A 25,797-nucleotide genomic window follows, 5' to 3' on the forward strand; every position below is an offset into this window, starting at 1 on the left:
GAAAATGTACGAGAAAAGATGTTACCGATAGCTGCCCGCCCGTGCGCACAAAAAAGCTTGTAAAAAACATAGGGTTTCTCTACAAGCTGACGGAAGGTTCGTTAACCTTCCGTATTCAGGTTGCAGGCTGGTGATTCTGCTGATAAGTGATGGCTCCATGCTTATCAGTTATATGTTTGACCCTGCCTTCTTCTTCTAAATAATGCATATGAGCGATGGTTTCTGCGATGGCAAACCGCCATTGATGAGGATTCAACTTTCTGTGACTGAATATGGCTGATGCTATTTGATAGACAGTACTATGATCAGCCAACGTTTCCATAGCTGAAAGTCTTTTTTCATGATGTTTTATCAATTCATCGATCCGTTCTTTCACGTGATATATTGGATTTCCATGGGCCGTATAGGCTATGTTGATCGGCAGTTCTCTGATTTTTTCTAAGGATTCGAAATACTCATGGAGCGGGCGTTGGCTGGTCCCCGGCCACACACTGATGTTGGGGGTGATCGGATCGAGAATCAAATCAGAAAGGAATATTGTCCCTGTACTTTCTTCATATAGACAAAACATACCGTCGCTATGACCAGGAGTAAGAAGTACCTTCCATTGCCTACCCATAAAAACAGGCTCATGGTCCAACTTCTGAATCGAAGGAAGCGGTCTCATAGTCTCAGCCATTTTATCCATATGCAAAGCAATTTCCTTGCTAAGTGTTTCTGGTACCCCATGCCTTTCTGCCATCACCCTGATCCGCTGCGATTGTATGCTGCCTTCTCCCCACACTTGCTCCATCATTTGAAGATCAAGCGTGTGCATATATACGGGTGCGCCTGTTTTATTTTGCATCCAATCAGCAAGGCCGGAATGATCCGGATGGAAATGGGTGACAAATATCGCCTCGATCCTGCCCGGTGACAAACTGAGTTCACGAAAGACCTCTTCCCATGCTTCCCGGGCTTTTCGGTAATTATAACCGGTATCAATCAAAACAAAAGCATCTTCCTTCGGCAATAAATAGCAATAGACATATTGCATCGGAAAAGGAACCGGAATGCCGATCCGGTATCCGCCCCCCTCAACCTTAGTAAAATTCAACTTCCCCGCCTCCTGACTATTTATTTGGCCAGATGTCAACCGCATCACTTTCCTTTAAAATCAGCCGGTCGCTTTTCTTTAAAAGCTTCCAGCGCTTCGATTCGATCCTCTGTTGGAATTATCACTTCATATGCTTTTGCCTCGATTGCCAGACCTGTGTTGATATCAGCGTTGCTGCCTTGATTGATGGCATACTTTGCCTGTGTTACAGCAAGTGGACCATTTTTCATTATTTCGTTTGCAAGGGCATGGGCTCCAGCCATTAAACCTTCTTCTGAAAACACCTCATTGACCAACCCAATTTCCAATGCTTTTTCAGCTTCGATACGGCGGGCAGTCAAAATCAGTTCTTTTGCCCGGGACGAGCCGATCAGCCGAGTCAACCGCTGTGTACCTCCTGCACCTGGGATGATCGCCCAGCTCACCTCCGTCAGCCCCATGGAAGCTCCCTTTACGGCGTAGCGGAAATCACAAACGAGTGCAAGTTCCAGCCCTCCGCCGAGTGCATAACCGTTGATGGCAGCAATTGTCGGCTGAGGCAGGTTTTCGATCGCTGTAAAAACATCTCGGATCGCCCGTACATTACGGCGGACTTCCTTTTCAGAAAGTGTCCTTCTTTCTTTCAAGTCAGCACCGGCACTGAATGCTTTCCTCCCTGCACCAGTGATGATGACAGCACGGATATCCTGATCCATTTGGATATCCTCAATAAATCCGCTAAGCTGCACCAGCGTTTCATAATCGAAACAATTCAGTCGGTCCGGGCGGTTGATTGTTATCAAGCCCAGATGACCTTCCTTTTCAAACATTACTTTATCCATATAGCATCCCCCAACTTTATTTCATAAGTATCAGAGATAAACTTTATCGAATGGATTGATGGCTTTTTCCCGGTGTGCTTCTACTTCCCTATCCGGTGCCGCTTCATATAATGATTCAAAAAAGCGGATAGCAGATATAGAGAGCATCTGATGGATTTTCCAAAACAGCTCCCTCGCCTTATTCCCCAGCCAATTTTCTGGCAATAATTCATCCGGAAAACTTGGATCCTGGAACAGAAACTTCCGGTATTCATGTACAAGCTTGGTCCGTTCGATAAAACTCTCTTCGTCTGTCAATGTATTTTGCAATGCTTTACGTTGCAGCTGATCGAATTTCTCGGAATAAGTTTCAATGAACCGTTCGTATTCTTCTGAAATCGCTTGCAGGTCCCATCCTTTGTTGACAATCGTCTGATCATCATGGGACAACACTTGTGAAGAAGCGAATAATGTCATGTAATCTTGAAGCTGGTAGTATTCCATCATTTCCAGCACCTGGTCTTCGATCGGGTTAGGGCTGACCCATGTACTGTGGGAAATTGGTCCAAAGCCGGTCCATGACAGTTCTTTCCGGATTTCGTTGCGCATATCCCGTTTTGCTTCTGGAAAGGAATACGTCAGAATCCTCCACTTGCCATCCCAGCTAGTGTTCCGCTGGTTATAGACTCGTTTAACCCCTTCATCGATTTGTTTCAGAGCAGGGGAAGTATAGGAATAATAACTGCGGTTGCCAATTTTCCGGACAGTCATCAAGTCTTTTTGAACCATCCTTAAAATTGCCCCACGGACGGATGACTCCGATACTCCGAAGCGCTTCATCATCCGAATCAAACTTCCTACCCATATTTCATCCCCATAATATTGGATGTACTCCCCAAAAAGAGTGAACATCAGTGACCTTGGTTTCATATTTTCACCGTCCATACCTTCATTACTTATGCTAAAACTACTTCTTATTATAGAGGAATATTATGGGTTATGCATTAAACTGCGGTTTTTTGGCTTTCGTAATTTTATCCGTCTCCAATATTTCCCGGACGTCATCCGGAATGGGGACTGCTTTGATGCCATCATCCATTTTCTTTACCCAGCCTCGCAGTTCATAGCCATGACCTGTCCTTTCTTCTCCTCGATATACTTCATGTCTCAATTTGATCGTTTTATTGTTCACTTCCTCTGCAGTGGTGACGACCGTAATCGTATCATCATAATACAAAGGTTTTTCGAAATTGCAGCGGGTATCGATCATCGGCAGGATGATCCCTTGCTCCTGATCCAGTTGATTCGGTGCCAGGTTGCAGTCCCGGAAAAATTGGTGGCCAGCAATATCAAACCATTTGAAGTAATTAGGGTAGTAGACGATACCTGCCATATCCGTATCACCCCAATTAATTAAAAACTGAATTTCATTTGTACGCATGATAGATCCTCCTTTTTATCACCCAGTCCAGAAACCATCCGGGTCGATGGATCGGATAACGTCAAGCTCTTCCGGTTTTGGCGGATCTGTTTCCGTTAAATTATTTCCCGCTTTCAAATCCCATCCCGTATTCTCCTTAACCTCTTCAAGGGCTATCCCAGGATGGATCGACGCCAGTTCAAGTTCGTTATTTCCCCCAGGACGCATGACCCCCAACGTCGTTATCAAGGATCCGATGCCTCCCCTCGGAATCCCTTGCTCTTCACGCCAGTTTCCTCCCTCCCCTGCTCCAGGCGAGGTAATGTAATCTACTTTTTCAGTCAGTCTTCTTTTCTCGTGATTCATGATAACAAGCAAACGGTTGGAAAGCCCGGCAATATCCGCCGCACCTCCACTTCCTGGAAGCTTGACCTTCGGGTTGTTATGGTTGCCAATATAGGAAGTATTGACATTTCCAAACCGATCGATTTCGGCTCCGCCGATGAAACCACAATCGACATTTCCCTGCTGCATGAGGAACATAAGATGGTTGGTCGAGGTACACCATTGAGCCCCTTCTATATTCGGCGTGTCTCCCATGGTGTAAAGTAATTGCTCTGAAGGAAAATCACGGACAATTCCACATTCATAAAATCCAACGACATTTGGTGCATGGGTACGCTTAGCAACAGCGAAGGCAAGCATCGGAAGCCTCATGCCGACAAATACTACTTCCTCATCCTGGATTTCTCTGGCAGCGGCCACCACCATCAATTCTCCTGTCGTATAATCCATACCTATCCCTCCTTATTAATCCGCAGCATAATTTACAGGTGCGGCAAGTTTTATCTGTTTGATACGAAGACTATCTAATCGCTCTTTGCCCACTTGTTTTAAGTATTCTTCATGGGATGAAACACTCAGCACATACTGGTCAAGCCAGTGTTTGAAACCATCAACTGTTTTCGTTTCCTTATGATACGTATGGAAAAATTCATGATCACGCTGGTAATAGCCCTGTACCGGTGATGGATGGGCAAAACCAGGACATTCCACTACCGAAGTCACTTTGAATCCTGGGACCAGCACACGGTTCGGGTCACTATCAACATCACTGGTTTCCACGATTTCTTCCGCAAGTAAAATCACTTTCTTTCCAGCCATAGCGGCATCTTGTGCAATCCCCAAGTTTCCCCATAGATGGGCATTACCATTTTTATCTGCCCTCTGGACGCCGAGAATTGCTACATCAGGATTGATGGAAGGAACATATATAAGCTTCTCACCGTTATATACTTCTTGCTTCAAATTAGGATTGCTCTCTACAATTCCTGTACCCAACAACGACTTAGTCGGCAAGAAAGGTGCCCCCATAGCTCCCCCTAACAATGCAAGACCAATCGAAAAGTTGCTATGGTCTTCGATTTCAATCGGAAATGGATCACCTTTCTCTACTGCGCGACGGTAATTATGACCAAGACCGGCACTAACGTTGCCCGCCCAGGCAGCTGTCACCTTTTTAACAGCTCCAGCCCCAATCAGCATGTCGAAAAGAATATCTGAAATCGGAGCGATGACATTCAAACTTTTCTTCTTTTGACGAAGGATTTCATAGGCAGCAGCAAAAGGAATCATCGGTTCCAGGCAAGCACCCATGACGACAGAATCCCCATCATTGATATGATTCTTTATGGCTTGCTCTAATGTTTCTAACTTCTCTTTCATTTACCATCACCTCAATCTTAATAATTAGGAAAATGAATGGCGATACCGGGACGCCGGTACCGCCATTCATTTTCTACTGCAGCAATTTACCGACCGCTCCAATCTGGCTGGCGCTTTTCCAAGAATGCCCCAAGACCTTCCTGTGCATCTTCAGAACGGAACAATAAGTTCTGTAATTCCCCTTCATAACGGATAGCTGCATTGAGCGGCATTTCTTTCCCATTCATAATGGAAAGTTTAATGTTGGATGCCGCATACGTCGCATTATTTACAATCTTTTCTGCATATTCTAATGTCTTCTGGCGGATTTCCTCCTGAGGGTACACTTTATCAACAAGGTTGATGTCCAGTGCTTCCTGCGGGGAAACAGTTTCACCGGTGATGTTCATATCCAGTGCTTTCGAGTGTCCTACCTGACGAAGCAAACGCTGTGTTCCACCCGTACCGGCAAGGACGCCAAGGCTGATTTCTGGAAGCCCGATTTGACCCGCTTGATCACCCATGAAACGGAGGTCGCAGGCTAGCGCCATTTCCAAACCGCCGCCGACGGTATGGCCTTCCAGACAGGCGATCCAGATTTGCGGAGAACGTGCAATTTTATCTAATGTCTCGTTACAAAACAGGCAGAACTGCGTTTTGAATTTGGGGTCCGCTGACTTCAGAAAACTTACATCCGCTCCAGCCGAGAAGAACTTCGGCATATCACTCATCAATATTGCTACTTTTATGTCCTGATCAAAACGTATATCGTCGATGGCCGCATTGAACTCTCGGTAATAGTCGAGATTATAAGAGTTAGATTTGTTCACATGGATGTGTACTTCTGCGATGCCGTCCTCTTTCTTAACAGTCAAGTTTTTCGTTTCAGTTGCAGTGCTCATTTAAATTCCTCCTATTTTCATTATGATATTTTTTCTTTCGTTTCTTGTACATAATGTAAATGATTCTCCATCATTTTTCAAATCCTTATTTCCGTCCATTTCACTCATTTACAATGTAATAACTATTAATATCTTACTTTTACATAGATTTACTCTTTTTTTTGAAAATATCAAAATATCACCTTATATCTATATAAATTACGTAAAATCAATTCCTTTTTATTACTTGACACCTAAATGAATCTAAACTATATTATTTTATAATTACGAAAGTTCAATAAACATAATATTAATAGGAGGATGTCTATGTACTACGAAGAAAAGATCTACGATATCACCATCATTGGCGGCGGACCTGTAGGATTATTCACCGCTTTTTACGCCGGGATGAGGCAGATGTCGGTAAAGATAGTAGAGAGTCTTCCACATTTAGGAGGTCAACTGACTGCTCTTTATCCAGAAAAATATATTTATGACGTCGCCGGCTTCCCGAAGGTGAAAGCACAGGACCTGGTCGACCAATTGACAGAACAGGCAAACTATTTCAACCCAGCCATATGCCTGGAAGAAAGGGTAGAAGATGTGGAACGATTCGAAGATGAAACGATCGAGCTTACCACCAGCAAAGGTACTCACTTGACGAAAACAGTTGTGATCACAGCTGGCAACGGTGCTTTCAGTCCTAGAAAAATCGATCTCGAAAACGCTCTTCATTATGAAGGAAAAAACCTTCATTACTCTATTAAAAACCTGAATGACTTCAAAAGGAAAAATGTCCTGGTGTTAGGAGGAGGCGATTCCGCTGTCGATTGGGCGCTGATGCTCGAACAGATTGCTGAAAAAGTGACACTATGCCATCGTCGCGATAAATTTCGGGCACACGAGCATAGTGTCAAACAGCTCTTCAATAGCAATGTTGAAGTAAAAACCCCATACAAACCGGAATGCTTTAACGGTGATGAAGCCTGCATACGGGAAACCGTACTCGTCCATAGCAAAAAAGAAGAGGAAAAACATTCCCTTCCCGTAGATGATGTCATTGTCAATTACGGTTTCCTCGCTTCACTCGGTCCGATGAAGCAATGGAATCTTGAAATTGAAAAGAATTCAATCGTAGTAAACTCAAGGATGGAAACTAATATTCCAGGCATATATGCTGCCGGAGACATTTGCACTTATGACGGTAAAATAAAATTGATAGCTACTGGTTTCGGAGAAGGACCTACAGCAGTGAATAATGCCAAAGCCTATATCGACCCGAAAGCGAAAGTCCAGCCGAAGCACAGCACAAGCGTGTTTGCTTGATCTTTAATATTGGATGATCTGCTTTCACATAAAATAAGGAGGTAAAAAAGAATGGCTTGTTATACTAAAGTGGAGAAGGATACTTGTATTGCTTGTGGCGCATGTGGAGCGACTGCTCCAGATATTTTCGACTATGATGAAGAAGGTTTGGCAGAAGCGATTCTGGATGGCAACAGAGGAATTACAGAAATCACTGGAGATTTAGAAGAAGACCTGATAGATGCTGAAGAAGGCTGCCCTACGGAATCTATTCAAGTATCTGATCAGCCTTTCGAGACACCTGTAACTAATAAATAAAAAGAGCTGGTACTCCTTTCAGGATGTACCAGCTTTTCCCTTACGCCTGAGAGTAAAGTAAACTATAATTCAAATATAAAATCGAATTGGGAGCAATGAAATTATTTTTCAAAGGTGGGTTATCATGTACGACTCTAAAACGAGAACATACAAGTATTATCCGATAACGGTTACGCTTTCGGAAATGAATCCCTTGAAAACCGTGAACTTTTATCTTCTTTCTTACGATGATCAATTGATATTATATGATGCTGGCTGGGACGGCAATCAATACTGGCAAGCTTTACAGCACACATTGAAAGAAAATGGCTTCAACTTAAATGATTTGACCGGGATTGTCATCAGTCACAACCACGTTGATCATTGCGGCCTCGTCAATCAAATCGTGGAAAAACACGACGTCCCTGTTTACAGCCATGAAAAGGCGATTCCACGACTGAAACGGGACCCGGATTTCTTGCAGATGCGGATCGGTTTTTATGAAGATTTATACGAACGTTTCGATTGCGGCGAACGAGGAAAATGGCAGGTCGACTACCTGATTGAATCATTTTATAAAAACCGTGATGCCGCGATCATCCCTCCTATCAAATCTATAGAAGATGCGCCCCTGCAAAACCTGGAAGTCTTTCACTTTCCAGGCCATGCTCCCGATCAAATCGGTCTATGGGATGAAGAAAATCACATATTACTCGGGGCAGACGTATTAATTCAACACATTTCAAGCAACGCATTAGTTGAACCAGACAAGAAAGGCAGACGGCTTCCTACGGTACACCAGAGTGTCCAATCCCTTAATAAAATAGCTTCCCTTCCGGTTGATCTTGTCTATTCAGGACACGGGGTTCCTATCGAAAACCCTCATGCACTTATTGCTAAACGCCTTCGCCGCATCGATGAAAAAGGAAATAAAATCATTTCTCTGATCAAAAATGGAGCTTCTACCGGAAGTGAAATCGCAAAAACCTATTACGGAAACACTTATAAGCAGCAATTCTCTCTTGTAATGTCGGAAATAATCGGTCAACTCGACTATCTGGAACACCAAGAAATAGTGACTAAGACAGTCGAAAACGGTGTATTTCGATATAAAGTGATAGGAGGTTGAAGCTTTTCAGTGGAACTTTTTTTCAGTAGAAAGGCAATTAGGATTGCCAAGTGTAAAAAGGTGAAAAGCTAACAGTTCAAGAGACTGTCAGCTTTCACTATTCTTCAACACTGCCATGCAGCATTGCATAATAATCAACTTTTTCATCGGAGGTTGTAAACCCTTGTTTCCCGTTATTGTAGGCTATCAATACATAACCCAATTCACTCTCCAGTTCCATGATCCTTCTTGTCTGTTGTTCTGACAAATCAGCTATTTCCCATTCCATGGTCTCCACCTTCCTTCTTTTTAATCTTGGGAATCCAACTCAATTTCTTCGGGCAGTTTCTTTGTTGAGCCCGGGATTTTTCGTGATTCAAAGTCGACTACGTCCGACGAATACACGGTGATGCTCACTTGTCCATTGGTCACTTTTGTCCGGATCAACAACGGTTGATTATAAACATTTTTGAATGTGAAATCAGGCCCATACCAGCTTACTGTAGCGTCCCGGCCTTCAGGCACATAAGGTACACGTTTACTATGGGAATACCGTTCCAAAATTTTCACTCCGGCATTATCCACTGCATTATACATCGTCGAAGAAATCTGGCAAATCCCTCCTCCGATCCCTTCAGTTACTTCTCCCTTTACAATCACAGGAGCAGGCTTATAGCCTTTTTCTTTCGTCCGTTTCCCAACTACTTCGTTAAAAGAAAAAGTCTCCCCTGGAAACACGACGTGACTATCGATTGCCTCAGCAGCCAGCTTGATATTGTGCGACCGCTCTTTATTATTGGGATTGAAGTAAGTGATGTAACTTCCGATCTCTTGTGTTCGGATATTCGCCAGAAGTTCACTATCTACTTTTGGGTGGACAGTATGTTCAGGCACTTCCATCTTATAGCTGCCACTCCCAAATAAATAGTTGAACAATCCTTCTGTGAACTTCTCACGGTTCAATTGGTAACCGACTTTTTCAGGCTTAATATTCCCTTCAGGCGTGATTTTCGCATTCCGGGCTTGTTGATGAACTTCCTTTTCCACCTGTAAAATTAACTGCCTGATCTTTCCCTGGTCAATAAATGGTTTGAGCATCTCATTCTCCAGGAAATGATTGCGATTGATATGCTGAATCAACTGGTCATCATGGGTAATTGATAAATCTTGATCATGAATCATTGGCTGTATAAATAATAACATCATTAAAAATGCATTTAACATAGGCATCCTCCCACGGATAGTATGGCAAAGATGCTCGATGTTCATGTGAAAGAGATACACAAGTTAAATTTTGGCATTAAAAAAGGAGAAGATAATCTCCTCCTCGGCTTTTATATCCTCTTAATGGTTTTATCTTTATACGGAATTCCTAGTCTATTCCGGGAAAGCTGGCCGCTTTTTTCATAGCGTGCCGCTGCTGCACCTCACAACCTTCCTCATCCTTCCCCCAGTTCACTGACTATTCTAATGGGATAAAAACTGCCTCTGAGTATGCTGGAGGCAGCCTTACTATTAACCGATATAGATGCCTTTTTTCAACAGGGTCATTTCCATACGATAAGACTTCATCGCCTGATCTTCAGACAACCCATGGGCGAATTTCTCGACGAAGTTTCGGAACGTCACAGCTGTAATGATTTGCATAACATGGTACAACTCCTGCTCCCCTGATATATTCAGCTTATTTGTATCTATCTGCTCACTCACTTCGCCAAATTCATCGATGCTTTCTTTATCACTGTAAATACCGAGAAAGCTATGTTCCACTTTGTATGTCATATTCAGGAAGGCATTCTTCATAAAGTTGACGTTATCTTCCTCGTTCAGCATACACTCGAACATCGCAATCATTGCGTCAACCAGGTCTCCATCATGTTTTTGCAAAAAGGCGATAAATTTGTCCTTGCGCACCTTAGCCAGTTCATCCAGCAAATAAAAGTAGATATCTTCTTTTCCTTCAAAATACTGATAAAAGCTGCCGCGTGGAATGCCGGCAGCTTTGACGATATTGGATATGGATGCTTGAAATAATGGGACGCGGGAAAATTCTTTTTCCGCGGACTGTATCAGGATCTGTTTCTTTTCTTCTGGCAAATTGAAAAAAGTTTGTTTCGGCAATAATCTCCCACCATTCTCTATGTAAAGAAAACACCAGCAAGTGGTGTTTCTTTTTCTAATATCCTCTATATAAATTCAATTTTTCTTGTCTTTTTTCTTCTTCTAAGAAGGCAACAAAATGCTTCATGGCATTCATCGGCTGGGACTTTACCTGATCAGTAAAATCCTTTTTGGCTCGCTCCGTCGCGATATTACTTTTTCGGATTCGGTCGATGATATAATCGACACTTCGCTTCTGGATTTCTTTTTGTTTATGCTTCGCTTCCTTTGATAAAGCCATACCAATTGCACCGATAAACGCATAAATGGCAATGGAGGATAATCTTACTTCTTCCTCCGGTACCATGAATAACAATGTGAGGAGGTTAACGGTTGCGATTGCGATTAAAGGGAATGACAAAAATACATACTTTGCAGCTTTTTTAGTAACTGGTGACAGGTTTTTTTCTAATTCCTCGACCTCTCGCTTCACAGAATTCGGCATATCCGTCATGGAAAAATTCATGTGATTTCCCCTTTTCTAAAAAATAAAGTTAGTATTCAATCTTCCCTTTGTACAAGCTGCTTAATCATCGGTTTTTTACATATTTTCACATCTACACCTTTGTGTCGTAAATCGAAGGCTAGCTTCTTTAGCTTCTCTACATAAACAGGGTTAATTTCCATATTTTTATGCACCTCTATGTGACATTATGTCATCTATGTTCTATGTTTATACTATATATGACACCTTGTCATAGGTCAATTAGTCAATGACAGTGCGTCATCTTCCACTACCTTCCTTTTTCCCCAAACCAATGAAGGATAATCACAATTTTTCCTCTCAAATCCCTTGTAATTATAATGAATTTTTGTTACAGTACAGTCAATTAAATATTTTCTTGCTTCAATAAGTTGAAGCGGGATAGAGGTGCGAAAACCATCAGTACACAGTAGGAGGATCATGAGGTCCAGCGAAAATTGTGGAAAGGGGAATTCGCCGAAGCGGAGAGAATCTCATGTTCTCGAAGTTGGTTCTGGTATTGAATAAATACAGGACTGTCATATAGGCGACTATATGGAGGGCTATCTTACGCAATGGAACGCATCAATTGACGTTTCTACTGCAACAGCGAACCCTCGTTGTTGTTTTTTTAATGCGATAAATGGGAATGGCTCTATAAAACGCCTCTTATTTAAAATTTTTCCAAAAGGGTGTGAAATGCTATGAATTTCGGCCAAGTGTTAACCGCAATGGTTACCCCATTTGACCAGAATGGTGAGATCGATTTCAATGCTACACGTACATTAGTCAATTACTTAATCGCTAACGGCTCGGACGGATTAGTGGTAGCGGGGACTACAGGTGAATCCCCTACATTGACCGACGCAGAAAAGCTTGAGTTATTCCGTTTCGTCGCACAGGTAGCAGACGGAAGAGTAGCTGTAGTTGCAGGGACCGGTTCGAATAATACACGAGCATCGGTCGAGTTGACAAGACAGGCAGAACAGACGGGCGTCGATGCGATTATGCTTACAACGCCATATTACAACAAGCCTTCTCAGGAAGGGTTGTACCAGCACTACAAAGCAGTAGCGGAAGTAACCCCCCTGCCAGTGATGCTGTACAATATTCCAGGACGAAGCGCTGCAAAAATAGCACCGGAAACAGTTATCCGCTTGTCCGAAATCGACAACATCGTTTCTGTCAAAGAAGCGAGCGGAGATTTGGATGCCATGACAGAAATCATCACGAAAACTCCTGATAATTTCACCTTGTACAGTGGTGACGATGGATTGACCCTACCGGTACTGGCAATCGGCGGCACAGGGATTGTATCTGTATCCGCTCATATCCTCGGAAATGAAATGCAGGAAATGGTCAACAGCTACAATTACGGTGATGTCAAACGCGCAGCAGCCATTCACCAGGAAATCCTTCCGGTGATGAAAGCGATGTTTGCCCAGCCAAGTCCATCTCCGGTAAAAGCAGCCTTGAACCTGATGGGCATCCCTGTTGGTGATGTAAGACTGCCGATGGTTCCTCTGAACAGCGAAGAAATAAATGCATTAAAGCAAAACCTGCCAGCTTATAAATTTACAGCTGCTGGTTGAGAAAAGTATAAAAGCGATGGATCCTTCCACTGGTTTCATCGCTTTTTGTATCTATGTAGATATAGTTACTTATCCATTTTCTTCGATGTGAAAATGCAAAGCACTCCTAAAAATTTCACAAAGTGCTTATCTCGAAACAAACATACCAACCGCACCAAGGAATTAATCCGATCACTGGAGTCATGATAGCCAGTATTCCTAATACTAATGAAAATACCGCATTGCTATTCGTTTTCTTTTTTTTCGCCCATGTCCTTATCCCCTTTGTTTTATCTTATAACTGTCCCGCTTTTCCGAAGATATAACATAATACCTGTATTCAAAAGGAAAACTAGATATACGCATTTTCACTAACAGTACGGGTAATCAAGATACTCCCTTGGCGTAATGGGATTGCATTCTTGCACACTACCTGTCAGACTGGGGAAAGTTAAACAATAACTAATAATAAAGAAGGCGACGGTGAAAATTTGATTGAAGTAAAAACATCTACCATTTCTGATGATGAACTCGATAAAGGCGTATTCGCCACACAAGATATAGCGGAAGGGGAACTGATCCACCAGGCACCAGTGCTTCCTTATCCTAATGAAGAACATGAACACATTGAGAAAACGTACCTGGCCGATTATGCTTTCGAGTATGGTAAGAACCACACAGCATTTTTGTTAGGCTATGGGATGATGTTCAACCATTCCTACCAGCCGAACGCGATTTACGAAATAAATTTTGACAATGACTCGTTTGACTTCTATGCTTTCAAAGATATAAAAGCAGGCGAAGAAATCTTCATCAACTATAATGGAGAAGCCGAGAACGATTCCCCGCTATGGTTCAATGAAGATTCCGAAGAAAAGAAAGATTGAGCATTACACCCGGGTTTTTCGGGTGTATTTTTTTATAAAAAATGAAGCGTTTCAAATACCTCACACGTATAACTATTAGGAAGTCAACTACCATAAGTGAGGTGGTAAAATGTTCCCTCGTATATTTCATAAAGCTAACCGGCCCACAAAAATAGCCCTTCTAGCTGGCTCGATACTTTTGCTGATCGGTGGCCTGGTGAAACTTTTTCTATAACCCTAAGGCTAGGTTGATATTTATTTTATTTCCTTTCCAAACTGTTACGCCACTTGCAAACATTTCTTGCACCCACAAACTTAATGCAAATAGCAACTACTATTCCAATAACAGCAGGAATCCAATTTTTCACCAAGCATGTAACCGTGCTTATCCCCCGTAAAGAAGCATTATCTATAGCTAAGAAACCATATTAGCAAAAGAAATGTGATCTTAATGATGTCCCCTGCTATTACCTTCCATTTTTCCTTATCATAGATATGTTTAATTAGAAAAGGAATATAAGCCAAAGCGAAACTCTGCGTTATATGTTGTAGAGCAAAGATATACGGAGACAGGAAAAAAATAGCTGCAGCTATAATGCTCGTCCATGTAATCTCCGGCGTTCTTGTGTATGGGTCATCCAGAATGGGGTGGTGTTTCTCTTCCTTTATAGGAATCACTCCTTCGTCTTGTGTAGGAAATTCACGGTGAAAGGTTGGCTGCTTCAAAAAAATCCGGGTCCGGTTTCATCATTTTCATCCCTTTTTCAGACTGAAAAAAGATTTCTTTATCTTTCCCATACAAAACTTTTACCTCGATATCCCCTAAGGTCATTACACTCATTTCCACACCAGGTGCGCCCTTGCTTTCCCAGTCTATAGCGTCATTGATGAAGTTGACGATTTTCTCTCTATCCGCCTCTTCTTCGATTGCTTCGCAATTTTCGCTGTTTTGTTTTCCGTCCACACAGATGCTTTCAGGCACTTTACCGAACCATGCAGTAGATTGATAGATAGGAGTTTTATCAAAAATCACTTTCGTCTCATCTTCTATGCGGTTATAGCTCGCGGAAATTCCAAGTTCACCGTCAAACCCTTCTTTTCTCCAATATGACTGAAACCCGGACCAGTCATTCTCTTCATTGCTATCTGCAAGCGCAGAATCCTCATATTCGACATCCCAGCCGTAATCAGGAAGCGCGTTGGAATAAAAGGTGTAAATTTCTCTCCATCGATTTCCTTGGATAACATATCTGCTCCTTTTAGGTTCCAATCCCTCAAATACCGGAATGTCTTTATGTTCTTCCGGAATGATGCTCATTCCTTCATAAGTATCGTCTGTAATTTTCTGATAGGCCCACCCGCCGGAAACAACCAGCACCGCTATCAACCCATATAATAAAAAGTGCTTATTTCTCATCTGTTTTCCTCCTTATTCGAAATGTTGCTCCATATTTCAGCAATAATCAGAAAGACGCCCTCCTCACTTCCTTTTACGCTTAGAAGTGAGGTGATTTGTATGTATAAGACAATCTGGAAAAATAAAAATATTCGCTTTTATTTATTGGCTGGAGGCATATCCCGTCTGGGTGACATCCTTTCTGGAATGGCTTTCTTGTTCTTAGCCTATGACCTGACTGGATCCAGCTTCCATACAACAGGGATGGCGATGGCTGAGACTATCCCCTATTTACTATTCGGTTTGATTGGGGGAGTTATGGCAGATTGGCTGCCAAAAAAGAAATGGTTAATCTATTTGGATATTGCCCGCATTCCGTTAATTTCGTCCATTGTTTTCCTATACTACTTTGACATGCTTACCTATATTTACTTACTGATTGTAAGTTTTCTCATCCAGAGTATCGGCTGTTTCTTCAATCCGGCTCATCGCTCTATATTACCTGCCATAACCAGGGAACAAGAACGAACAGCTGCAAATAGTGTAAATGACACACTGACACGAGGTGTGACAGTGATCAGTCCTGTTTTATCCGTATGGCTTTTAAACTCATTTGGCGTCGTACACTTTTTTACAGTGGATGCATTTACCTATGCTATCAGTGCCCTTTTTATATACCAGGTCGATTTAAAGGAAACAAAAAACACTGCTACCAAATCAATTAAGGCCGTGTATGCTACAATTATAGACTTTGCCGAATGGATAAAAGCACACCGTACTATCCGGCAGTTATTTCTATTCACTTTTATCACTGTCTTTTTCAATACATGGGTCTGGCAAGTCGGGCTATTGCTTGCACTAACAGAAATGAATGTGCAAAGCGAAGAATTGTACAGTATTTTGCAGGGGGTGTTTGGTGGAATAGTTATCGTCACAAACCTCCTGCTCCCTTATTTCATTAAAACCATGACGCTGCGTCACTACTTGATCGGGGCGTTGATATGGGGAACAGGGATTTTATATTATGGTCTTCTCTATGATATTCCCCATTTCTTTATCGGAGCTGCAATCGTAGGTGTAGGACTTCCAATTGCAGGGCTGGCACGTGTTTATCTTTTGCAAACACTGGTTCCCGAAGAAAAACTGGGTAGAGCCTTCAGCTCTAATGCTGTGCTCTTGTATTTCTCCAACACGATTTCCTTAGGGCTGTATGGTCTCTTAATTTTAATTGTTCCAATAAAAACATTAATGATCTCCAGCGGCTTATTCATCATTATCATAAGTACGGGGGCATTACTTTTTAAGCCCATTAAATCTTCGAAATTCACCAGGCGTTTTACGATACACTTTCTTAAATAGCTGGTTGTAGGAAGAGACACTTTTAAAACCGTGCTGAAGAGCAATGGAAAGAATCGATTCATGGGTATTCAAAAGGGAATACTGACTGCGAAACAACCGATACAATTGCAGCCAGGAATAGGGAGAGACCCCGAGCTCTGACTTAAACATGTGTGCAAATTGATACTTATTCATTCTTGCTACCATTGCCATTTGATCTAAAGTCCAGTCTTCATTATAACTTTCACGTAGGGCAGTTAGCACCAGGTTAATATTTGCTTCACATTTGACCGCAGGAAACGTATTCATATGGGATCCTGGACCAAATTGAAGCATCAGAATAGAAAGTTGTGTCAGACTATTATCTAAAAAAAATTGACCAGAAATCGAACCTGAGAGTTCGTGGATGGAAAGAAAATCACGAATAAATGACACCCACTGGCGAACCTGAGGATGCTTATAAGAAATCAAAGCAAACTCAGGTTCCGCTTGTTTGATTCCCATCCGCTCGGCCGCCTCCCTGAGCAATGATGGCTGGATTTCCACAAGGAACTTTTCCTGGGTAACGCTCAGTTGTTTATGGTCTATCTCTGGATTGAAAATGAAGAACTCGTCTTTTTCGATGGACAGGTCGCCACTGTGTGTCTGATACGCCCCTCTTCCAAAATAGGAGAATATCAATTTATAACAAGTGTCGCTTCTCCAGGTCCGCTCTTCCAGGCCATCATGGCGCATCAGCAGTAAGCCATTTTCATTATCTAATATCATGCATAATCCCCCGGCACTTAGAATTACAGTTCTTAATTAATTATTACTTTCTTTCTCTCTTAATCAATAGGTAAAGGATATGAACCAATATCAAAAAGCTGGCGAGCTGGAACATTCCGTTCAAGTCATTGGAAGAAAAGAACACCTGCACCGGTGGTATTTGATATAGGAAAAAAACCCAGAGCAAATGCCATTAAAACAACCCCTAGTGTGTAACGCATGAAACCCTCCTAAGCTGACCTGTTATGGATCTATGGTTAATTTGTTATCTTTATTAATACTTATCTGACTATTGCCTTGAAGTGTAATCTCTTGAGGGAAAGTCACCGATACTTTATCCGAGAAAATCCACTTCCTCCCTGGCTGTACTAATAAAAGAAACACTCCTGATGCCCTATCTCCCATAAAGTTAAGGGAGGTGGAACTTATGGACTCATCGTCTCGCTCCTTAATCCCAATATCCTTAAGCTCTTTCCCGGCAGTTATCGCATCATCGACTGTTAAACTCATTTCACTGATGTTCAAAATACTTGCTGCCGAAAAAGCTTCCATCTTTTCATCTGAAGTTGATCGGGCAATAAACTCTACTATATTTCCAGCAGGATCATAGAAATAAAATGCATATGCATCCATATGAGAAAAATATACGTCATCTTCTCCATCTTCCACATTTAAACGAACCTTCTCTTTCGCCCAGGCTTTTGCTTCGGTAAATTTGTTAGAAGGGATGTTGAAAGCAAAATGATAATAAGGATCTCCTTCAACGTTTTCTGATGTAAACTCTAATTCACTGGTACCGACTGCGATACGAAAACTGGTAGCATTCTCTTGCAATACCAGAAAACCAAGCCTGCTGACATAGAAATCTTTCATCTCTTTCAACTCCGTCGTTTCTAACACCACTTTCCTAATATTCAATGCTTAACCCTCCCTCTCCTTACCTTCATTTTCTTGCAGAGGCACTTCTTTATTAATAGATAAATAGTACGAATGCAACTTTTCATATATTTCCGAACTTCCATTTACTACCTTATATAAGGGACCGGCATTACCTTTGTCAAAATTGACGAACAAACCTGAACCATCAGCAGTTAATTCAAGCATTAATGAATCTTCCGAGTTTTTACCGGGTCTCAAAAAAGTAATAAGCGACTTTCCTTCGTTTCTTAGCTTATTCAACCCTTTATATACCTCACTGTTCTCTTCTTTCTTTACTGCTTGTAATTCAAACCCATTGATCATATTTTTGAATTTTTGAATTTTATCTTCCTCTGTAGTTTTTGCCTGCTCATCCATACTATAATGAAAGTCATTACTATTCATCTCAAGGAATGCTACAGGCTCCTCCTTATCTAACATGTCTGTCATAGTAGTCATTTCTGACTCTTTATTCTGACATCCTGCTATAAAGATAAAAACTGACAGCAAACATACTAGCCGTTTCATACAAAACCTCTTTCTTTACCATGACATTACATTGTTCCCCAGCCACCATAAAACCCATGAAATCGCCAGGGTTGATAAAAATATCTCAATCAGCGTCACCTTATAGTTGCTACGGTTATCAGAAACATCCCATTCCATATAAGCCCTAAAGCCTAACTCAGTCATATTAATGACAAACGGGACGACAAAAAGTGTATACTGAGTCGGATATAAGATGACTAAAATAATAAATGCTATTAATCCAACTATACGAATCCCAATAGCTCCTTTTTTGTGAAGCGGGTTCAGATAACTATGGAAAAACAATGGTTGTTTATCTGCCTTCATAATACGGCGAAGGAAACTTGGGATTAGGATCACCATATAAATCACCAATGCCATGACATTTAGGAAATCCAGCCAAAAACCAGGTGGAGGGCCATATTGTTCCATTTCCATCAACTCTATCCCTACCAATTATTTCAAAAACAGAAAATTAAAACAATACTTTATTGCTGTAAAAAAGCGCCTGCTTATTAAAAGCAGCGCTAAATAAAGTCTTTTTATTCATTTTCTAAAACCATCCGTTCTGTTTCTCCATCCCATTCAATCGTTACACTTATCTTATGATCTTCCCTGGTAATCGCGCAGCCAGAACAACTGGCCCCAGCAGAATCCAGGACCCCATTTTTTAAATGATCATTACCAGCGGCTCCCCCAGATGGACTATCAATCTTATATCCAATCTTCTCCGGTGGCTCTCCTTCACCTATAAACCTTATTTTAAAGCTGGTCGATTCACTGTCTTCTCCTCTAATATCGGCCTGGTATTTGACTTCCCATCTTTCACTTTTACCATGAAACTCTAGTGTTTTTTGACCGAAACAACCGGCCATCATCACTATCATAAAACATAGAATCATCCAGAGCTTTACTTTCATCGTTCACCTCCACAAAATCTTAAAACTTATATACGCTATATTATGCACCAGCCTTCCATTTAATGGTTCTTCCTGCGATCGATTTTTTTCAGAAACAGCCGTTGATCCCCTCTGACATGCGCTTCACGCAGCAGATAATCCTCGCCATCAACCAGGAACGTGCGATAATAGATGCATTCCACTTCCCTGCCCTGGGCATGTAATTCTTCCGTAATGACACGGACTTGGTCTTTTAAGTGAAGATAATAGTTATCAAACGTAATATTACCTTTCCGCTCCCCCATCAATCTGCTAACTCCGAGCAATAAGAAGAGGAAGAAACCAATCCATAATAAGCTTGTCATCCAAGTGTTCCTCCCGCTTTCCCCGTTTACTAACTATATATACGAACAACTCCAGAAAAAGTTTTCAATGATGAGAGTCAGTTGGAACAAAAAAACAGGCTCCGCACTATTACGGAGCCTGCCTGTTATGAAGAAGTCGCATCTACTTTTTTTCTTTTTTCCACCGGTGTCCGGGTGAACTTCGGGAATCGGAAAACAATGGCGAGTATCCCTGATACGGCTAGCAGCATCGGGTAAAAGCTGTAAGGGACAATTTCCACTGGAGAAATCTTCGCTACTCCAGCAGCTGCCAGTATCTGTGCGCCATAAGGAATCAGACCCTGAACAGCACTGGAAAAGATATCAAGAAGACTGGCTGATCTCCGATTGTCGATAGCAAACCGCTCTGAAATCTGCTTTGCCAGCGGACCGGCGGTTATGATTGAAATCGTGTTGTTGGCTGTCGCCAGATTGACCGCTGTGACCAGTCCGGCAATTCCTGATTCCCCGCCTTTATTGCTAACAATCCGCTTCGTTATACTTTCCAGCAGGTAATCAATGCCGCCATTCCGGCGAATCAGTTCTACCAATCCACCAAGCAAGATGACGAGCATAGTCAGTTCCTGCATGCCTGTGAAACCTTCACTGATCAACGTAACAAAATCCATGAGAGAAAACTCTCCAAGAGCAAACCCGACAATCCCCGCAAAAACAATACCGCCGATCAGTACAAAGATGACATTGACCCCAGCTATCGCAAAACCGAGCACGGAAAGGTACGGCAATACTTTTATCAGGTTAAATGGATGGCTTTCATCTAAAGAGCCGGCAGCGTCAGAACTCAACACACCAAAAACCACCGCTGTTATGACAGCCGCTGGAAGGACGATGAATAAGTTCGCTTTAAACTTGTCTTTCATTTTAGTACCTTGTGTCCGGACAGCGGCAATTGTCGTGTCAGAAATAATCGACAAGTTGTCCCCGAACATCGCGCCGCTGATAACCGCTCCCATTACCAGTGCGACCGGGATGCCTGCCTGCTCTGCAACCCCGATTCCAATCGGGGCAAGGGCAACGATGGTTCCGACCGACGTCCCCATGGAAATCGAGATGAAACAGCCAATGAGGAACAGCCCCACGACAAGCAAACTCTGCGGCAAGAACGTCAATCCGAGGTTGACCGTCGACTCAACCGCTCCCATTCCTTCTGCGACAGAGGCAAACGCACCCGCCAATAAGAAAATGATCACCATCAAGATGATATTCGGGTGTCCACCTCCTTCAGCAAGCTGCATCACTTTCGTTTGAAAACTCTCTTTTCGATTCATAAATAATGCAGCAAAAACAGCAACGAAAACAGCAACGAGGACGGGCATCTTGTAAAAGTCCCCCGTGACAACCCCTGAACCTATGAATAGTATGATGAATATCCCAAACGGAATCAGCGAAAGCGGATTTCCTGTTATTTTTTTATCTTGCATACATTTCCCTCCAATTACTTACATTATGTCCATTCTGGGTGGATTTTTTCGTAATAAAAAAACCTCTTGCAGGCGCAAGAAGGCTTTGATTTACTTTCCTTCTTATCTGCCAAGTTCAATGACTTGCTGGAATTAGCACCTTCCCATTCGGGAGGTTGCTGAAGCTTCAACGGACCAGTTCCTCTGCTTCTCTTGATAAGATAACTATGAAGTTTTAGTTTTATCAGCACTGTAATTCACAGTACAATAGACGGAAACTGGATGCAAGAACTTGATTTTTCCATCTCGTTTTATAAGCTATGGGAATTACTGATAGCGGCTTTTTCAAATAGCTTCAACTGAGTGGATTTTCCGAATACAATCACTAGATCGTTGGCATTCAGCTCCTCAGCAGCTGAAGGGTTGCTGATTATTTGATCATCCCGTTTTATCGCAACAATATTGATGCCGTACTCTTCCCTGATTCGAGACTCTTTTAATGTCTTATCCCGAAGGTGGGAAGTGGAAGAAACCAAAATTTCTTCAATATTATATTCATTGCTTTGATCATGGAGGATGGTTTCCACATACTCTACACTAATCGGTTTGGTAATTGCTGTAGCCATTCTTTTTCCCCCTATGTTAGAGGTGTTGATGACTTTATCAGCGCCAGCACGGTATAACTTCTCCTCGGAAAACTCCCTTTCAGCACGAACCACCGTAAGAATATCAGGTTTTATCCCTTTGACAGTAACAGTGATAAATACATTGTCGGCATCATTGGGAAGGGTTACAACAACCCCCTTCGCACGTTCCAATCCTGCCTGTAGTAAAACGTCATCTTCCGTAGCATTTCCTTCAACATATACAACCTCTTCGGGCAGGTTTTTAATTACCTCAGGATCTCTTTCTATAATGACCATCGCGTGTTTTTCTCTATGTAATTGGTGAAATACTTGCTGCCCCACTCTTCCATAACCACAAATGATGAGATGGTCATTCAGGTTCTCCATTTTTTGATTCATCTTCCGTCTCCTCATATTACTGGATATCTTTCCGCTTATAATCGCACCCGCAAATTGAGCTAGCATGTAGGTGGTCAAGCCAATGGCAATTGGGATCAAAATTAAGGTCATTACTTTCCCGCTTTTCGTAACCGGGGCTATATCCCCATAACCGATTGTCAGAATGGAAACGACTGCAAGCCATAGAGAATCAAAGAAACTTAGATTTTCCGTAATCATATAACCAATGATTCCTAAAAATACGATTGCATGCAGGAAAATAAGTGAAACAGTAATTTTACGTTTCTCCAAAGCTGCCACCTCGATTACCTATCGTTTATAATAAATTTAATCCCTCTTCTTTTCCATAGTATAACGAAAAGAACCATGGAAAGAAAAACAGAACTATAACAATTTTAAAAACGATAGCGATAAAAGTACCATGATAATACATGAAGGGATGGCAACTAACAATGTGACAGCCTGCAAGGATGTCAATCCTCCTATGATCAACAAGGCCATTGGCGGAAGTGCAAGCGAAAAAGCCCAAAACAAGCGATTCAACCGGATCGGTTCGCCCTCAATCTTTCGTTGGGTTACAGCAGCCAGCATATAAGATGAGGTATCATAGGTGGTTGCTACAAAGATTATAGCCAGGATCAAAAATAAAATCAGGGTGAAATCGCCGAAGGGCAGCGAGTGAATAATAGAAATAACCGCTTCATTTGAATGACCCTGCTTGATCATTGACGCTACATCTAATTGAGTCGTATTCTGAAGATAAAGGCCATAGTTTCCGAGTACAAAGAAAAATAGCCAGCAGCCGACGGGGCCAAAAATAATCGTCCCCAGTATCATTTCCTTGATCGTCCTTCCCCTGGATATTTTAGCAATAAACAAACCGATAAAAGGAGCATAGACAATCCACCAGGCCCAGTAGAAGATTGTCCATTTTTCCGGAAAACCTGACTGCGCAATCGGATCCATCCACGTATTCAAGCGGAAGAAATTATTCAGGACAAGCCCGACACTATTGGTCGAAATCTCTAAAATGAAAAAAGTCGGTCCAAATATGGTGACAAATATGAGCAAAGAGAAAACTAAATAGACATTTATATTGCTTAGCCGTTTCACCCCTTTTTCCATTCCAGCAAAAACACTGACCGCAAACACAATCGTACAGACGAGGAGCAGGATGATATCCAGAAGATAAGTATGCTGTATTCCGGTGAGCCGTTTTACCCCTTCAGCCATCATCGGTATACTGATGCCGAGGGTTGTCCCGGACGCTCCCAGCAAACCGATCATAAAGAACATATCAATCAACTTTCCCACGAAACCATCGGTATGATGATTCAGCACTGGGCGGCAAGCCTCGCTGATTTTAAGAATCGGAACTTTTTTCACATGATAAAGATAAGCAATCGGAAGTGCAGGCAGACAATAAATCGCCCACGCTGTCGGTCCATAGTGGAATAATCCATAAGCCGCACTCCATTCCACTGCAAATGGTGTACCAGGAATGAGACCCAGCGGAGGCTCAAGATAATAATACCCCCACTCAATCGCTCCCCAATACATAATTCCCGACCCAATACCCGCGCAAAAAATCATGGAAATCCAACTGAATGTAGAGAACTCCGGCGACTCATCCTTTTTACCAAGCCTAATTTGCCCGTGCTTGCTAAAAGCTGCCCATATTAAAAAAATCAAAGAAGAAAAACCGATCCATAAATACAGGACCCCTGTCATATCCGTTAATTGTACATGCATCTGTTCCAACCAGGTATGTGTAACATTCGGGTAGAAAAAAACAATGCTGCATAGTATTAACAAGGACAAAAACGCCACGAGAAAGAACGGCCAATCGATCAATGACTTTTTCAAATACACACCCCTTACCTTTCAGTCTTCTAAGTTATATGTATGTGAGGAGAACCATGGAGAATTCTAGTTATTTTAGTGGGTGTGCCGGAATAACAAATTATTTACCATTCACCAATACTAAAGAAAGCTCCAAATTTTAACAATATATCTTAAAAGCTCCTATTTTTCATCAAAGGAAATTTCAAAGACAATAGCGAATTCACCATATAACATAACTTGATATTTGGTGCTCTATGATCACTTGACGAAAGGAGGTGTTAATGATCGATTACGAACGGACTTACTCCCTGGCTGACATTGCCAAAAAGATGAATCGGCCGCGCCCGACCTTACAATCCTGGAAAGAGCAGTTTTCGGAATTCATACCGTCTGTGGGAAGTGGAAGAAGTAGGCGTTACGAAGACGAAGCGCTCGAAATTTTTATGACGATTGAGAAGCTGAAAGGAAGAGGAGAACCGAAAGAAAAAATACGGGATGTATTGAGAAGTTCTTTTACGATGAAAACCAAGGATGACTCAAATGACCTCCTGCCGAAGCCAGTTATCAACACCATCCAGGATGGATATGAAGCATTCCTTCAAGAGATAAAAGCACAGAACAACTTACTTCGGGAACAGAATGATACCTTTCATAGGCAGAATCAGGAACGTAAGAAAGAATTCGAAGAACTGAGAGAACAATTTGAGCATATCCATCAAACAAGTAAGGCCTCTCATGAAGCAGTAATCAGCAACATTAGCAGGAGAGATGAGCTATTAATGAAAACGCTGAAAGAAATGATGGAACAAAAAAAGAAAGAAAGCTTTTGGTCACGCTTATTCAACAGTAAAAAAATAACAGTTAGAGAGCAGGTGAATCACTGATGGCTGAAGTAACGAATTGAACCCAACCGCTAAAATTTGCGGTTGGGTTCTTATTTGTAGCCATCATGAATTATTGAAAGCCTGGCCGATCTCCTTTTCCGCCTGACTCTCGTTGAAAGACTCGATTTTCTTATGTTCATCCACTGAGTCTCCAGAAAGTCTATCCTCGGCGTCAAATGGCTGATTGGACTTTACCGTATTTTGCATGCCTATTTCCCCTGTACCATTTGCCCCCGTAGGGATATTAAATTTCTTTTCCGGCTGCTTTTTCACATTTATCACCTCAACCTCTAGCTTTTGCTAAGCTCTATTTTTCATGCCTCCGAAACAAATGAACATGAGATGGATGATATTTCCACGCCTATATATAATAGGAGTTTGTTATAGTGGTGCTGGAATTTAATTAGGAGGTTTTATTTTGGATACAGTAATTTTTATCAGCTCCACAGCTATTCTTCTTATAGTGGGTTTATTTGTCTTAAAACGATATGAAAACAAAGGTGCAATCTTAAAAGCTAAATTGTACCCCTCAATTTTGTTAGGTGCAGGATTAGGGATAGTAATTGGTATTTTAGCTAAGGGTACCGTCCTTGAAACGTTAGTAGTCATGGGATTTCTTATTTTACTTACTCTTTCCCAATTGATTGCGATCAGCAGAGTTTCTGAGAGCTTCAAAGCGTACAGAAAAAAAGCAGGAAAATAAAATAAAACTAATACATAT

Annotated in this window: 30 protein-coding genes and 2 riboswitches; of the genes, 8 read left to right on the top strand and 22 right to left on the bottom strand. The window is 41.9% G+C overall.

Features of this window, described 5'->3' with window-relative positions:
- Positions 1 to 115: 115 nt before the first annotated feature.
- The 7 genes from BLV00_RS05180 to BLV00_RS05210 all read right to left on the bottom strand — a co-directional run bounded on the left by BLV00_RS05180 (position 116) and on the right by BLV00_RS05210 (position 5,922).
- Positions 116 to 1,096 carry an MBL fold metallo-hydrolase gene (locus BLV00_RS05180; protein WP_093043113.1) on the bottom strand — a complete coding sequence of 327 codons (981 nt, stop codon included), beginning with the start codon at positions 1,094 to 1,096 and terminating at the stop codon, positions 116 to 118.
- A gap of 44 nt (positions 1,097 to 1,140) precedes the next feature.
- Positions 1,141 to 1,917 carry an enoyl-CoA hydratase-related protein gene (locus tag BLV00_RS05185; RefSeq protein ID WP_093043115.1) on the bottom strand — a complete coding sequence of 259 codons (777 nt, stop codon included), beginning with the start codon at positions 1,915 to 1,917 and terminating at the stop codon, positions 1,141 to 1,143.
- A gap of 30 nt (positions 1,918 to 1,947) precedes the next feature.
- Positions 1,948 to 2,826 (bottom strand): PaaX family transcriptional regulator, encoded by an 879-nt coding sequence (locus BLV00_RS05190; protein WP_093043418.1) that lies wholly within the window; start codon positions 2,824 to 2,826, stop codon positions 1,948 to 1,950.
- Between the two features lie 67 nt (positions 2,827 to 2,893).
- A complete protein-coding gene (locus BLV00_RS05195) occupies positions 2,894 to 3,337 on the bottom strand; it encodes an acyl-CoA thioesterase (RefSeq protein WP_093043117.1) in 444 nt (147 codons plus the stop codon).
- 18 nt (positions 3,338 to 3,355) lie between these two features.
- Complete coding sequence (locus BLV00_RS05200; protein WP_093043119.1) at positions 3,356 to 4,111, bottom strand: CoA-transferase subunit beta; 756 nt, start codon at positions 4,109 to 4,111, stop codon at positions 3,356 to 3,358.
- Between the two features lie 15 nt (positions 4,112 to 4,126).
- The gene (locus tag BLV00_RS05205) at positions 4,127 to 5,041 is read right to left on the bottom strand and encodes a CoA transferase subunit A (protein ID WP_093043121.1); all 915 of its coding nucleotides are present in this window, start codon (positions 5,039 to 5,041) and stop codon (positions 4,127 to 4,129) included.
- 86 nt (positions 5,042 to 5,127) lie between these two features.
- A complete protein-coding gene (locus BLV00_RS05210; protein ID WP_093043124.1) occupies positions 5,128 to 5,922 on the bottom strand; it encodes an enoyl-CoA hydratase/isomerase family protein in 795 nt (264 codons plus the stop codon).
- A gap of 306 nt (positions 5,923 to 6,228) precedes the next feature.
- On the opposite strand from BLV00_RS05210, the gene BLV00_RS05215 reads away from it, so the two are divergent.
- The 3 genes from BLV00_RS05215 to BLV00_RS05225 all read left to right on the top strand — a co-directional run bounded on the left by BLV00_RS05215 (position 6,229) and on the right by BLV00_RS05225 (position 8,632).
- Entirely contained in the window at positions 6,229 to 7,227 is a 999-nt protein-coding gene (locus BLV00_RS05215) for an NAD(P)/FAD-dependent oxidoreductase (protein ID WP_093043126.1), read from the top strand.
- A 51-nt stretch (positions 7,228 to 7,278) separates the two neighbouring features.
- Positions 7,279 to 7,524, top strand: coding sequence for a ferredoxin (locus BLV00_RS05220; RefSeq protein ID WP_093043128.1), 246 nt, complete (start codon positions 7,279 to 7,281; stop codon positions 7,522 to 7,524).
- A 124-nt stretch (positions 7,525 to 7,648) separates the two neighbouring features.
- The gene (locus BLV00_RS05225) at positions 7,649 to 8,632 is read left to right on the top strand and encodes an MBL fold metallo-hydrolase (RefSeq protein WP_093043130.1); all 984 of its coding nucleotides are present in this window, start codon (positions 7,649 to 7,651) and stop codon (positions 8,630 to 8,632) included.
- A gap of 97 nt (positions 8,633 to 8,729) precedes the next feature.
- On the opposite strand, the gene BLV00_RS21885 is transcribed toward BLV00_RS05225, so the two are convergent.
- The 4 genes from BLV00_RS21885 to BLV00_RS05240 form a co-directional block, all read right to left on the bottom strand.
- Positions 8,730 to 8,900 carry a hypothetical protein gene (locus tag BLV00_RS21885; RefSeq protein WP_176791330.1) on the bottom strand — a complete coding sequence of 57 codons (171 nt, stop codon included), beginning with the start codon at positions 8,898 to 8,900 and terminating at the stop codon, positions 8,730 to 8,732.
- A 20-nt stretch (positions 8,901 to 8,920) separates the two neighbouring features.
- Positions 8,921 to 9,835 (bottom strand): VanW family protein, encoded by a 915-nt coding sequence (locus BLV00_RS05230; protein ID WP_093043132.1) that lies wholly within the window; start codon positions 9,833 to 9,835, stop codon positions 8,921 to 8,923.
- A 291-nt stretch (positions 9,836 to 10,126) separates the two neighbouring features.
- Positions 10,127 to 10,732: a TetR/AcrR family transcriptional regulator gene (locus BLV00_RS05235; RefSeq protein WP_093043134.1), complete on the bottom strand. Its 606-nt coding sequence runs from the start codon at positions 10,730 to 10,732 to the stop codon at positions 10,127 to 10,129.
- 55 nt (positions 10,733 to 10,787) lie between these two features.
- Entirely contained in the window at positions 10,788 to 11,237 is a 450-nt protein-coding gene (locus tag BLV00_RS05240) for a DUF5392 family protein (protein ID WP_245728833.1), read from the bottom strand.
- 392 nt (positions 11,238 to 11,629) lie between these two features.
- A riboswitch (Lysine riboswitch) is annotated at positions 11,630 to 11,808 on the top strand.
- 130 nt (positions 11,809 to 11,938) lie between these two features.
- Between BLV00_RS05240 and dapA the strand changes: the two genes are divergently transcribed.
- Both dapA and BLV00_RS05250 read left to right on the top strand, forming a co-directional pair.
- The gene (gene dapA / locus BLV00_RS05245) at positions 11,939 to 12,826 is read left to right on the top strand and encodes a 4-hydroxy-tetrahydrodipicolinate synthase (protein WP_093043136.1); all 888 of its coding nucleotides are present in this window, start codon (positions 11,939 to 11,941) and stop codon (positions 12,824 to 12,826) included.
- A gap of 470 nt (positions 12,827 to 13,296) precedes the next feature.
- The gene (locus tag BLV00_RS05250; protein ID WP_093043138.1) at positions 13,297 to 13,692 is read left to right on the top strand and encodes an SET domain-containing protein; all 396 of its coding nucleotides are present in this window, start codon (positions 13,297 to 13,299) and stop codon (positions 13,690 to 13,692) included.
- A gap of 679 nt (positions 13,693 to 14,371) precedes the next feature.
- On the opposite strand, the gene BLV00_RS05260 is transcribed toward BLV00_RS05250, so the two are convergent.
- The gene (locus BLV00_RS05260; RefSeq protein WP_093043142.1) at positions 14,372 to 15,088 is read right to left on the bottom strand and encodes a hypothetical protein; all 717 of its coding nucleotides are present in this window, start codon (positions 15,086 to 15,088) and stop codon (positions 14,372 to 14,374) included.
- A 99-nt stretch (positions 15,089 to 15,187) separates the two neighbouring features.
- Between BLV00_RS05260 and BLV00_RS05265 the strand changes: the two genes are divergently transcribed.
- Positions 15,188 to 16,426, top strand: a complete 1,239-nt coding sequence (locus BLV00_RS05265) for an MFS transporter (RefSeq protein ID WP_093043144.1) — start codon at positions 15,188 to 15,190, stop codon at positions 16,424 to 16,426.
- Here BLV00_RS05265 and BLV00_RS05270 read toward each other — a convergent pair.
- The 9 genes from BLV00_RS05270 to BLV00_RS05310 form a co-directional block, all read right to left on the bottom strand.
- Entirely contained in the window at positions 16,361 to 17,173 is an 813-nt protein-coding gene (locus BLV00_RS05270) for a helix-turn-helix transcriptional regulator (protein WP_093043146.1), read from the bottom strand. The genes BLV00_RS05265 and BLV00_RS05270 overlap by 66 nt on opposite strands.
- A 243-nt stretch (positions 17,174 to 17,416) precedes the next feature.
- The gene (locus BLV00_RS05275) at positions 17,417 to 18,091 is read right to left on the bottom strand and encodes a VOC family protein (RefSeq protein ID WP_093043148.1); all 675 of its coding nucleotides are present in this window, start codon (positions 18,089 to 18,091) and stop codon (positions 17,417 to 17,419) included.
- 3 nt (positions 18,092 to 18,094) lie between these two features.
- Complete coding sequence (locus BLV00_RS05280; protein WP_093043150.1) at positions 18,095 to 18,619, bottom strand: hypothetical protein; 525 nt, start codon at positions 18,617 to 18,619, stop codon at positions 18,095 to 18,097.
- Between the two features lie 15 nt (positions 18,620 to 18,634).
- Entirely contained in the window at positions 18,635 to 19,057 is a 423-nt protein-coding gene (locus BLV00_RS05285) for a DUF4181 domain-containing protein (RefSeq protein WP_093043152.1), read from the bottom strand.
- A 104-nt stretch (positions 19,058 to 19,161) separates the two neighbouring features.
- Positions 19,162 to 19,539, bottom strand: a complete 378-nt coding sequence (locus tag BLV00_RS05290) for a hypothetical protein (protein ID WP_093043154.1) — start codon at positions 19,537 to 19,539, stop codon at positions 19,162 to 19,164.
- A 59-nt stretch (positions 19,540 to 19,598) separates the two neighbouring features.
- Positions 19,599 to 19,883: a hypothetical protein gene (locus BLV00_RS05295; protein ID WP_093043156.1), complete on the bottom strand. Its 285-nt coding sequence runs from the start codon at positions 19,881 to 19,883 to the stop codon at positions 19,599 to 19,601.
- 125 nt (positions 19,884 to 20,008) lie between these two features.
- Positions 20,009 to 21,343, bottom strand: a complete 1,335-nt coding sequence (locus BLV00_RS05300) for a Na+/H+ antiporter NhaC family protein (RefSeq protein WP_093043158.1) — start codon at positions 21,341 to 21,343, stop codon at positions 20,009 to 20,011.
- A 99-nt stretch (positions 21,344 to 21,442) separates the two neighbouring features.
- Positions 21,443 to 21,545: riboswitch (SAM riboswitch) on the bottom strand.
- Positions 21,546 to 21,633: 88 nt separating this feature from the next.
- Positions 21,634 to 22,638: a potassium channel family protein gene (locus BLV00_RS05305; RefSeq protein WP_093043160.1), complete on the bottom strand. Its 1,005-nt coding sequence runs from the start codon at positions 22,636 to 22,638 to the stop codon at positions 21,634 to 21,636.
- A 93-nt stretch (positions 22,639 to 22,731) separates the two neighbouring features.
- Positions 22,732 to 24,213, bottom strand: a complete 1,482-nt coding sequence (locus BLV00_RS05310; protein ID WP_176791332.1) for a BCCT family transporter — start codon at positions 24,211 to 24,213, stop codon at positions 22,732 to 22,734.
- 260 nt (positions 24,214 to 24,473) lie between these two features.
- On the opposite strand from BLV00_RS05310, the gene BLV00_RS05315 reads away from it, so the two are divergent.
- Positions 24,474 to 25,076: a MerR family transcriptional regulator gene (locus BLV00_RS05315; RefSeq protein ID WP_093043164.1), complete on the top strand. Its 603-nt coding sequence runs from the start codon at positions 24,474 to 24,476 to the stop codon at positions 25,074 to 25,076.
- 63 nt (positions 25,077 to 25,139) lie between these two features.
- On the opposite strand, the gene BLV00_RS05320 is transcribed toward BLV00_RS05315, so the two are convergent.
- On the bottom strand, positions 25,140 to 25,349 hold the full coding sequence (locus tag BLV00_RS05320; protein ID WP_093043166.1) for a hypothetical protein: 210 nt from the start codon (positions 25,347 to 25,349) through the stop codon (positions 25,140 to 25,142).
- Between the two features lie 145 nt (positions 25,350 to 25,494).
- Between BLV00_RS05320 and BLV00_RS05325 the strand changes: the two genes are divergently transcribed.
- Positions 25,495 to 25,779, top strand: a complete 285-nt coding sequence (locus tag BLV00_RS05325) for a hypothetical protein (RefSeq protein ID WP_093043168.1) — start codon at positions 25,495 to 25,497, stop codon at positions 25,777 to 25,779.
- Positions 25,780 to 25,797: the final 18 nt, after the last annotated feature.

It is taken from the genome of Thalassobacillus cyri, assembly GCF_900107755.1.
GTDB classification, from domain to species: Bacteria; Bacillota; Bacilli; order Bacillales; family Halobacillaceae; genus Thalassobacillus; species Thalassobacillus cyri.

Bases quoted from the DNA above. Each gene is read 5' to 3' on its own strand.
- BLV00_RS05185 (WP_093043115.1), bottom strand. From the start codon at position 1,917: ATGGATAAAGTAATGTTTGAAAAGGAAGGTCATCTGGGCTTGATAACA.
- BLV00_RS05190 (WP_093043418.1), bottom strand. From the start codon at position 2,826: ATGAAACCAAGGTCACTGATGTTCACTCTTTTTGGGGAGTACATCCAA.
- BLV00_RS05195 (WP_093043117.1), bottom strand. From the start codon at position 3,337: ATGCGTACAAATGAAATTCAGTTTTTAATTAATTGGGGTGATACGGAT.
- BLV00_RS05200 (WP_093043119.1), bottom strand. From the start codon at position 4,111: ATGGATTATACGACAGGAGAATTGATGGTGGTGGCCGCTGCCAGAGAA.
- BLV00_RS05205 (WP_093043121.1), bottom strand. From the start codon at position 5,041: ATGAAAGAGAAGTTAGAAACATTAGAGCAAGCCATAAAGAATCATATC.
- BLV00_RS05210 (WP_093043124.1), bottom strand. From the start codon at position 5,922: ATGAGCACTGCAACTGAAACGAAAAACTTGACTGTTAAGAAAGAGGAC.
- BLV00_RS05215 (WP_093043126.1), top strand. From the start codon at position 6,229: ATGTACTACGAAGAAAAGATCTACGATATCACCATCATTGGCGGCGGA.
- BLV00_RS05220 (WP_093043128.1), top strand. From the start codon at position 7,279: ATGGCTTGTTATACTAAAGTGGAGAAGGATACTTGTATTGCTTGTGGC.
- BLV00_RS05225 (WP_093043130.1), top strand. From the start codon at position 7,649: ATGTACGACTCTAAAACGAGAACATACAAGTATTATCCGATAACGGTT.
- BLV00_RS21885 (WP_176791330.1), bottom strand. From the start codon at position 8,900: ATGGAATGGGAAATAGCTGATTTGTCAGAACAACAGACAAGAAGGATC.
- BLV00_RS05230 (WP_093043132.1), bottom strand. From the start codon at position 9,835: ATGTTAAATGCATTTTTAATGATGTTATTATTTATACAGCCAATGATT.
- BLV00_RS05240 (WP_245728833.1), bottom strand. From the start codon at position 11,237: ATGAATTTTTCCATGACGGATATGCCGAATTCTGTGAAGCGAGAGGTC.
- dapA (WP_093043136.1), top strand. From the start codon at position 11,939: ATGAATTTCGGCCAAGTGTTAACCGCAATGGTTACCCCATTTGACCAG.
- BLV00_RS05260 (WP_093043142.1), bottom strand. From the start codon at position 15,088: ATGAGAAATAAGCACTTTTTATTATATGGGTTGATAGCGGTGCTGGTT.
- BLV00_RS05265 (WP_093043144.1), top strand. From the start codon at position 15,188: ATGTATAAGACAATCTGGAAAAATAAAAATATTCGCTTTTATTTATTG.
- BLV00_RS05270 (WP_093043146.1), bottom strand. From the start codon at position 17,173: ATGATATTAGATAATGAAAATGGCTTACTGCTGATGCGCCATGATGGC.
- BLV00_RS05280 (WP_093043150.1), bottom strand. From the start codon at position 18,619: ATGAAACGGCTAGTATGTTTGCTGTCAGTTTTTATCTTTATAGCAGGA.
- BLV00_RS05285 (WP_093043152.1), bottom strand. From the start codon at position 19,057: ATGGAAATGGAACAATATGGCCCTCCACCTGGTTTTTGGCTGGATTTC.
- BLV00_RS05290 (WP_093043154.1), bottom strand. From the start codon at position 19,539: ATGAAAGTAAAGCTCTGGATGATTCTATGTTTTATGATAGTGATGATG.
- BLV00_RS05295 (WP_093043156.1), bottom strand. From the start codon at position 19,883: ATGACAAGCTTATTATGGATTGGTTTCTTCCTCTTCTTATTGCTCGGA.
- BLV00_RS05300 (WP_093043158.1), bottom strand. From the start codon at position 21,343: ATGCAAGATAAAAAAATAACAGGAAATCCGCTTTCGCTGATTCCGTTT.
- BLV00_RS05315 (WP_093043164.1), top strand. From the start codon at position 24,474: ATGATCGATTACGAACGGACTTACTCCCTGGCTGACATTGCCAAAAAG.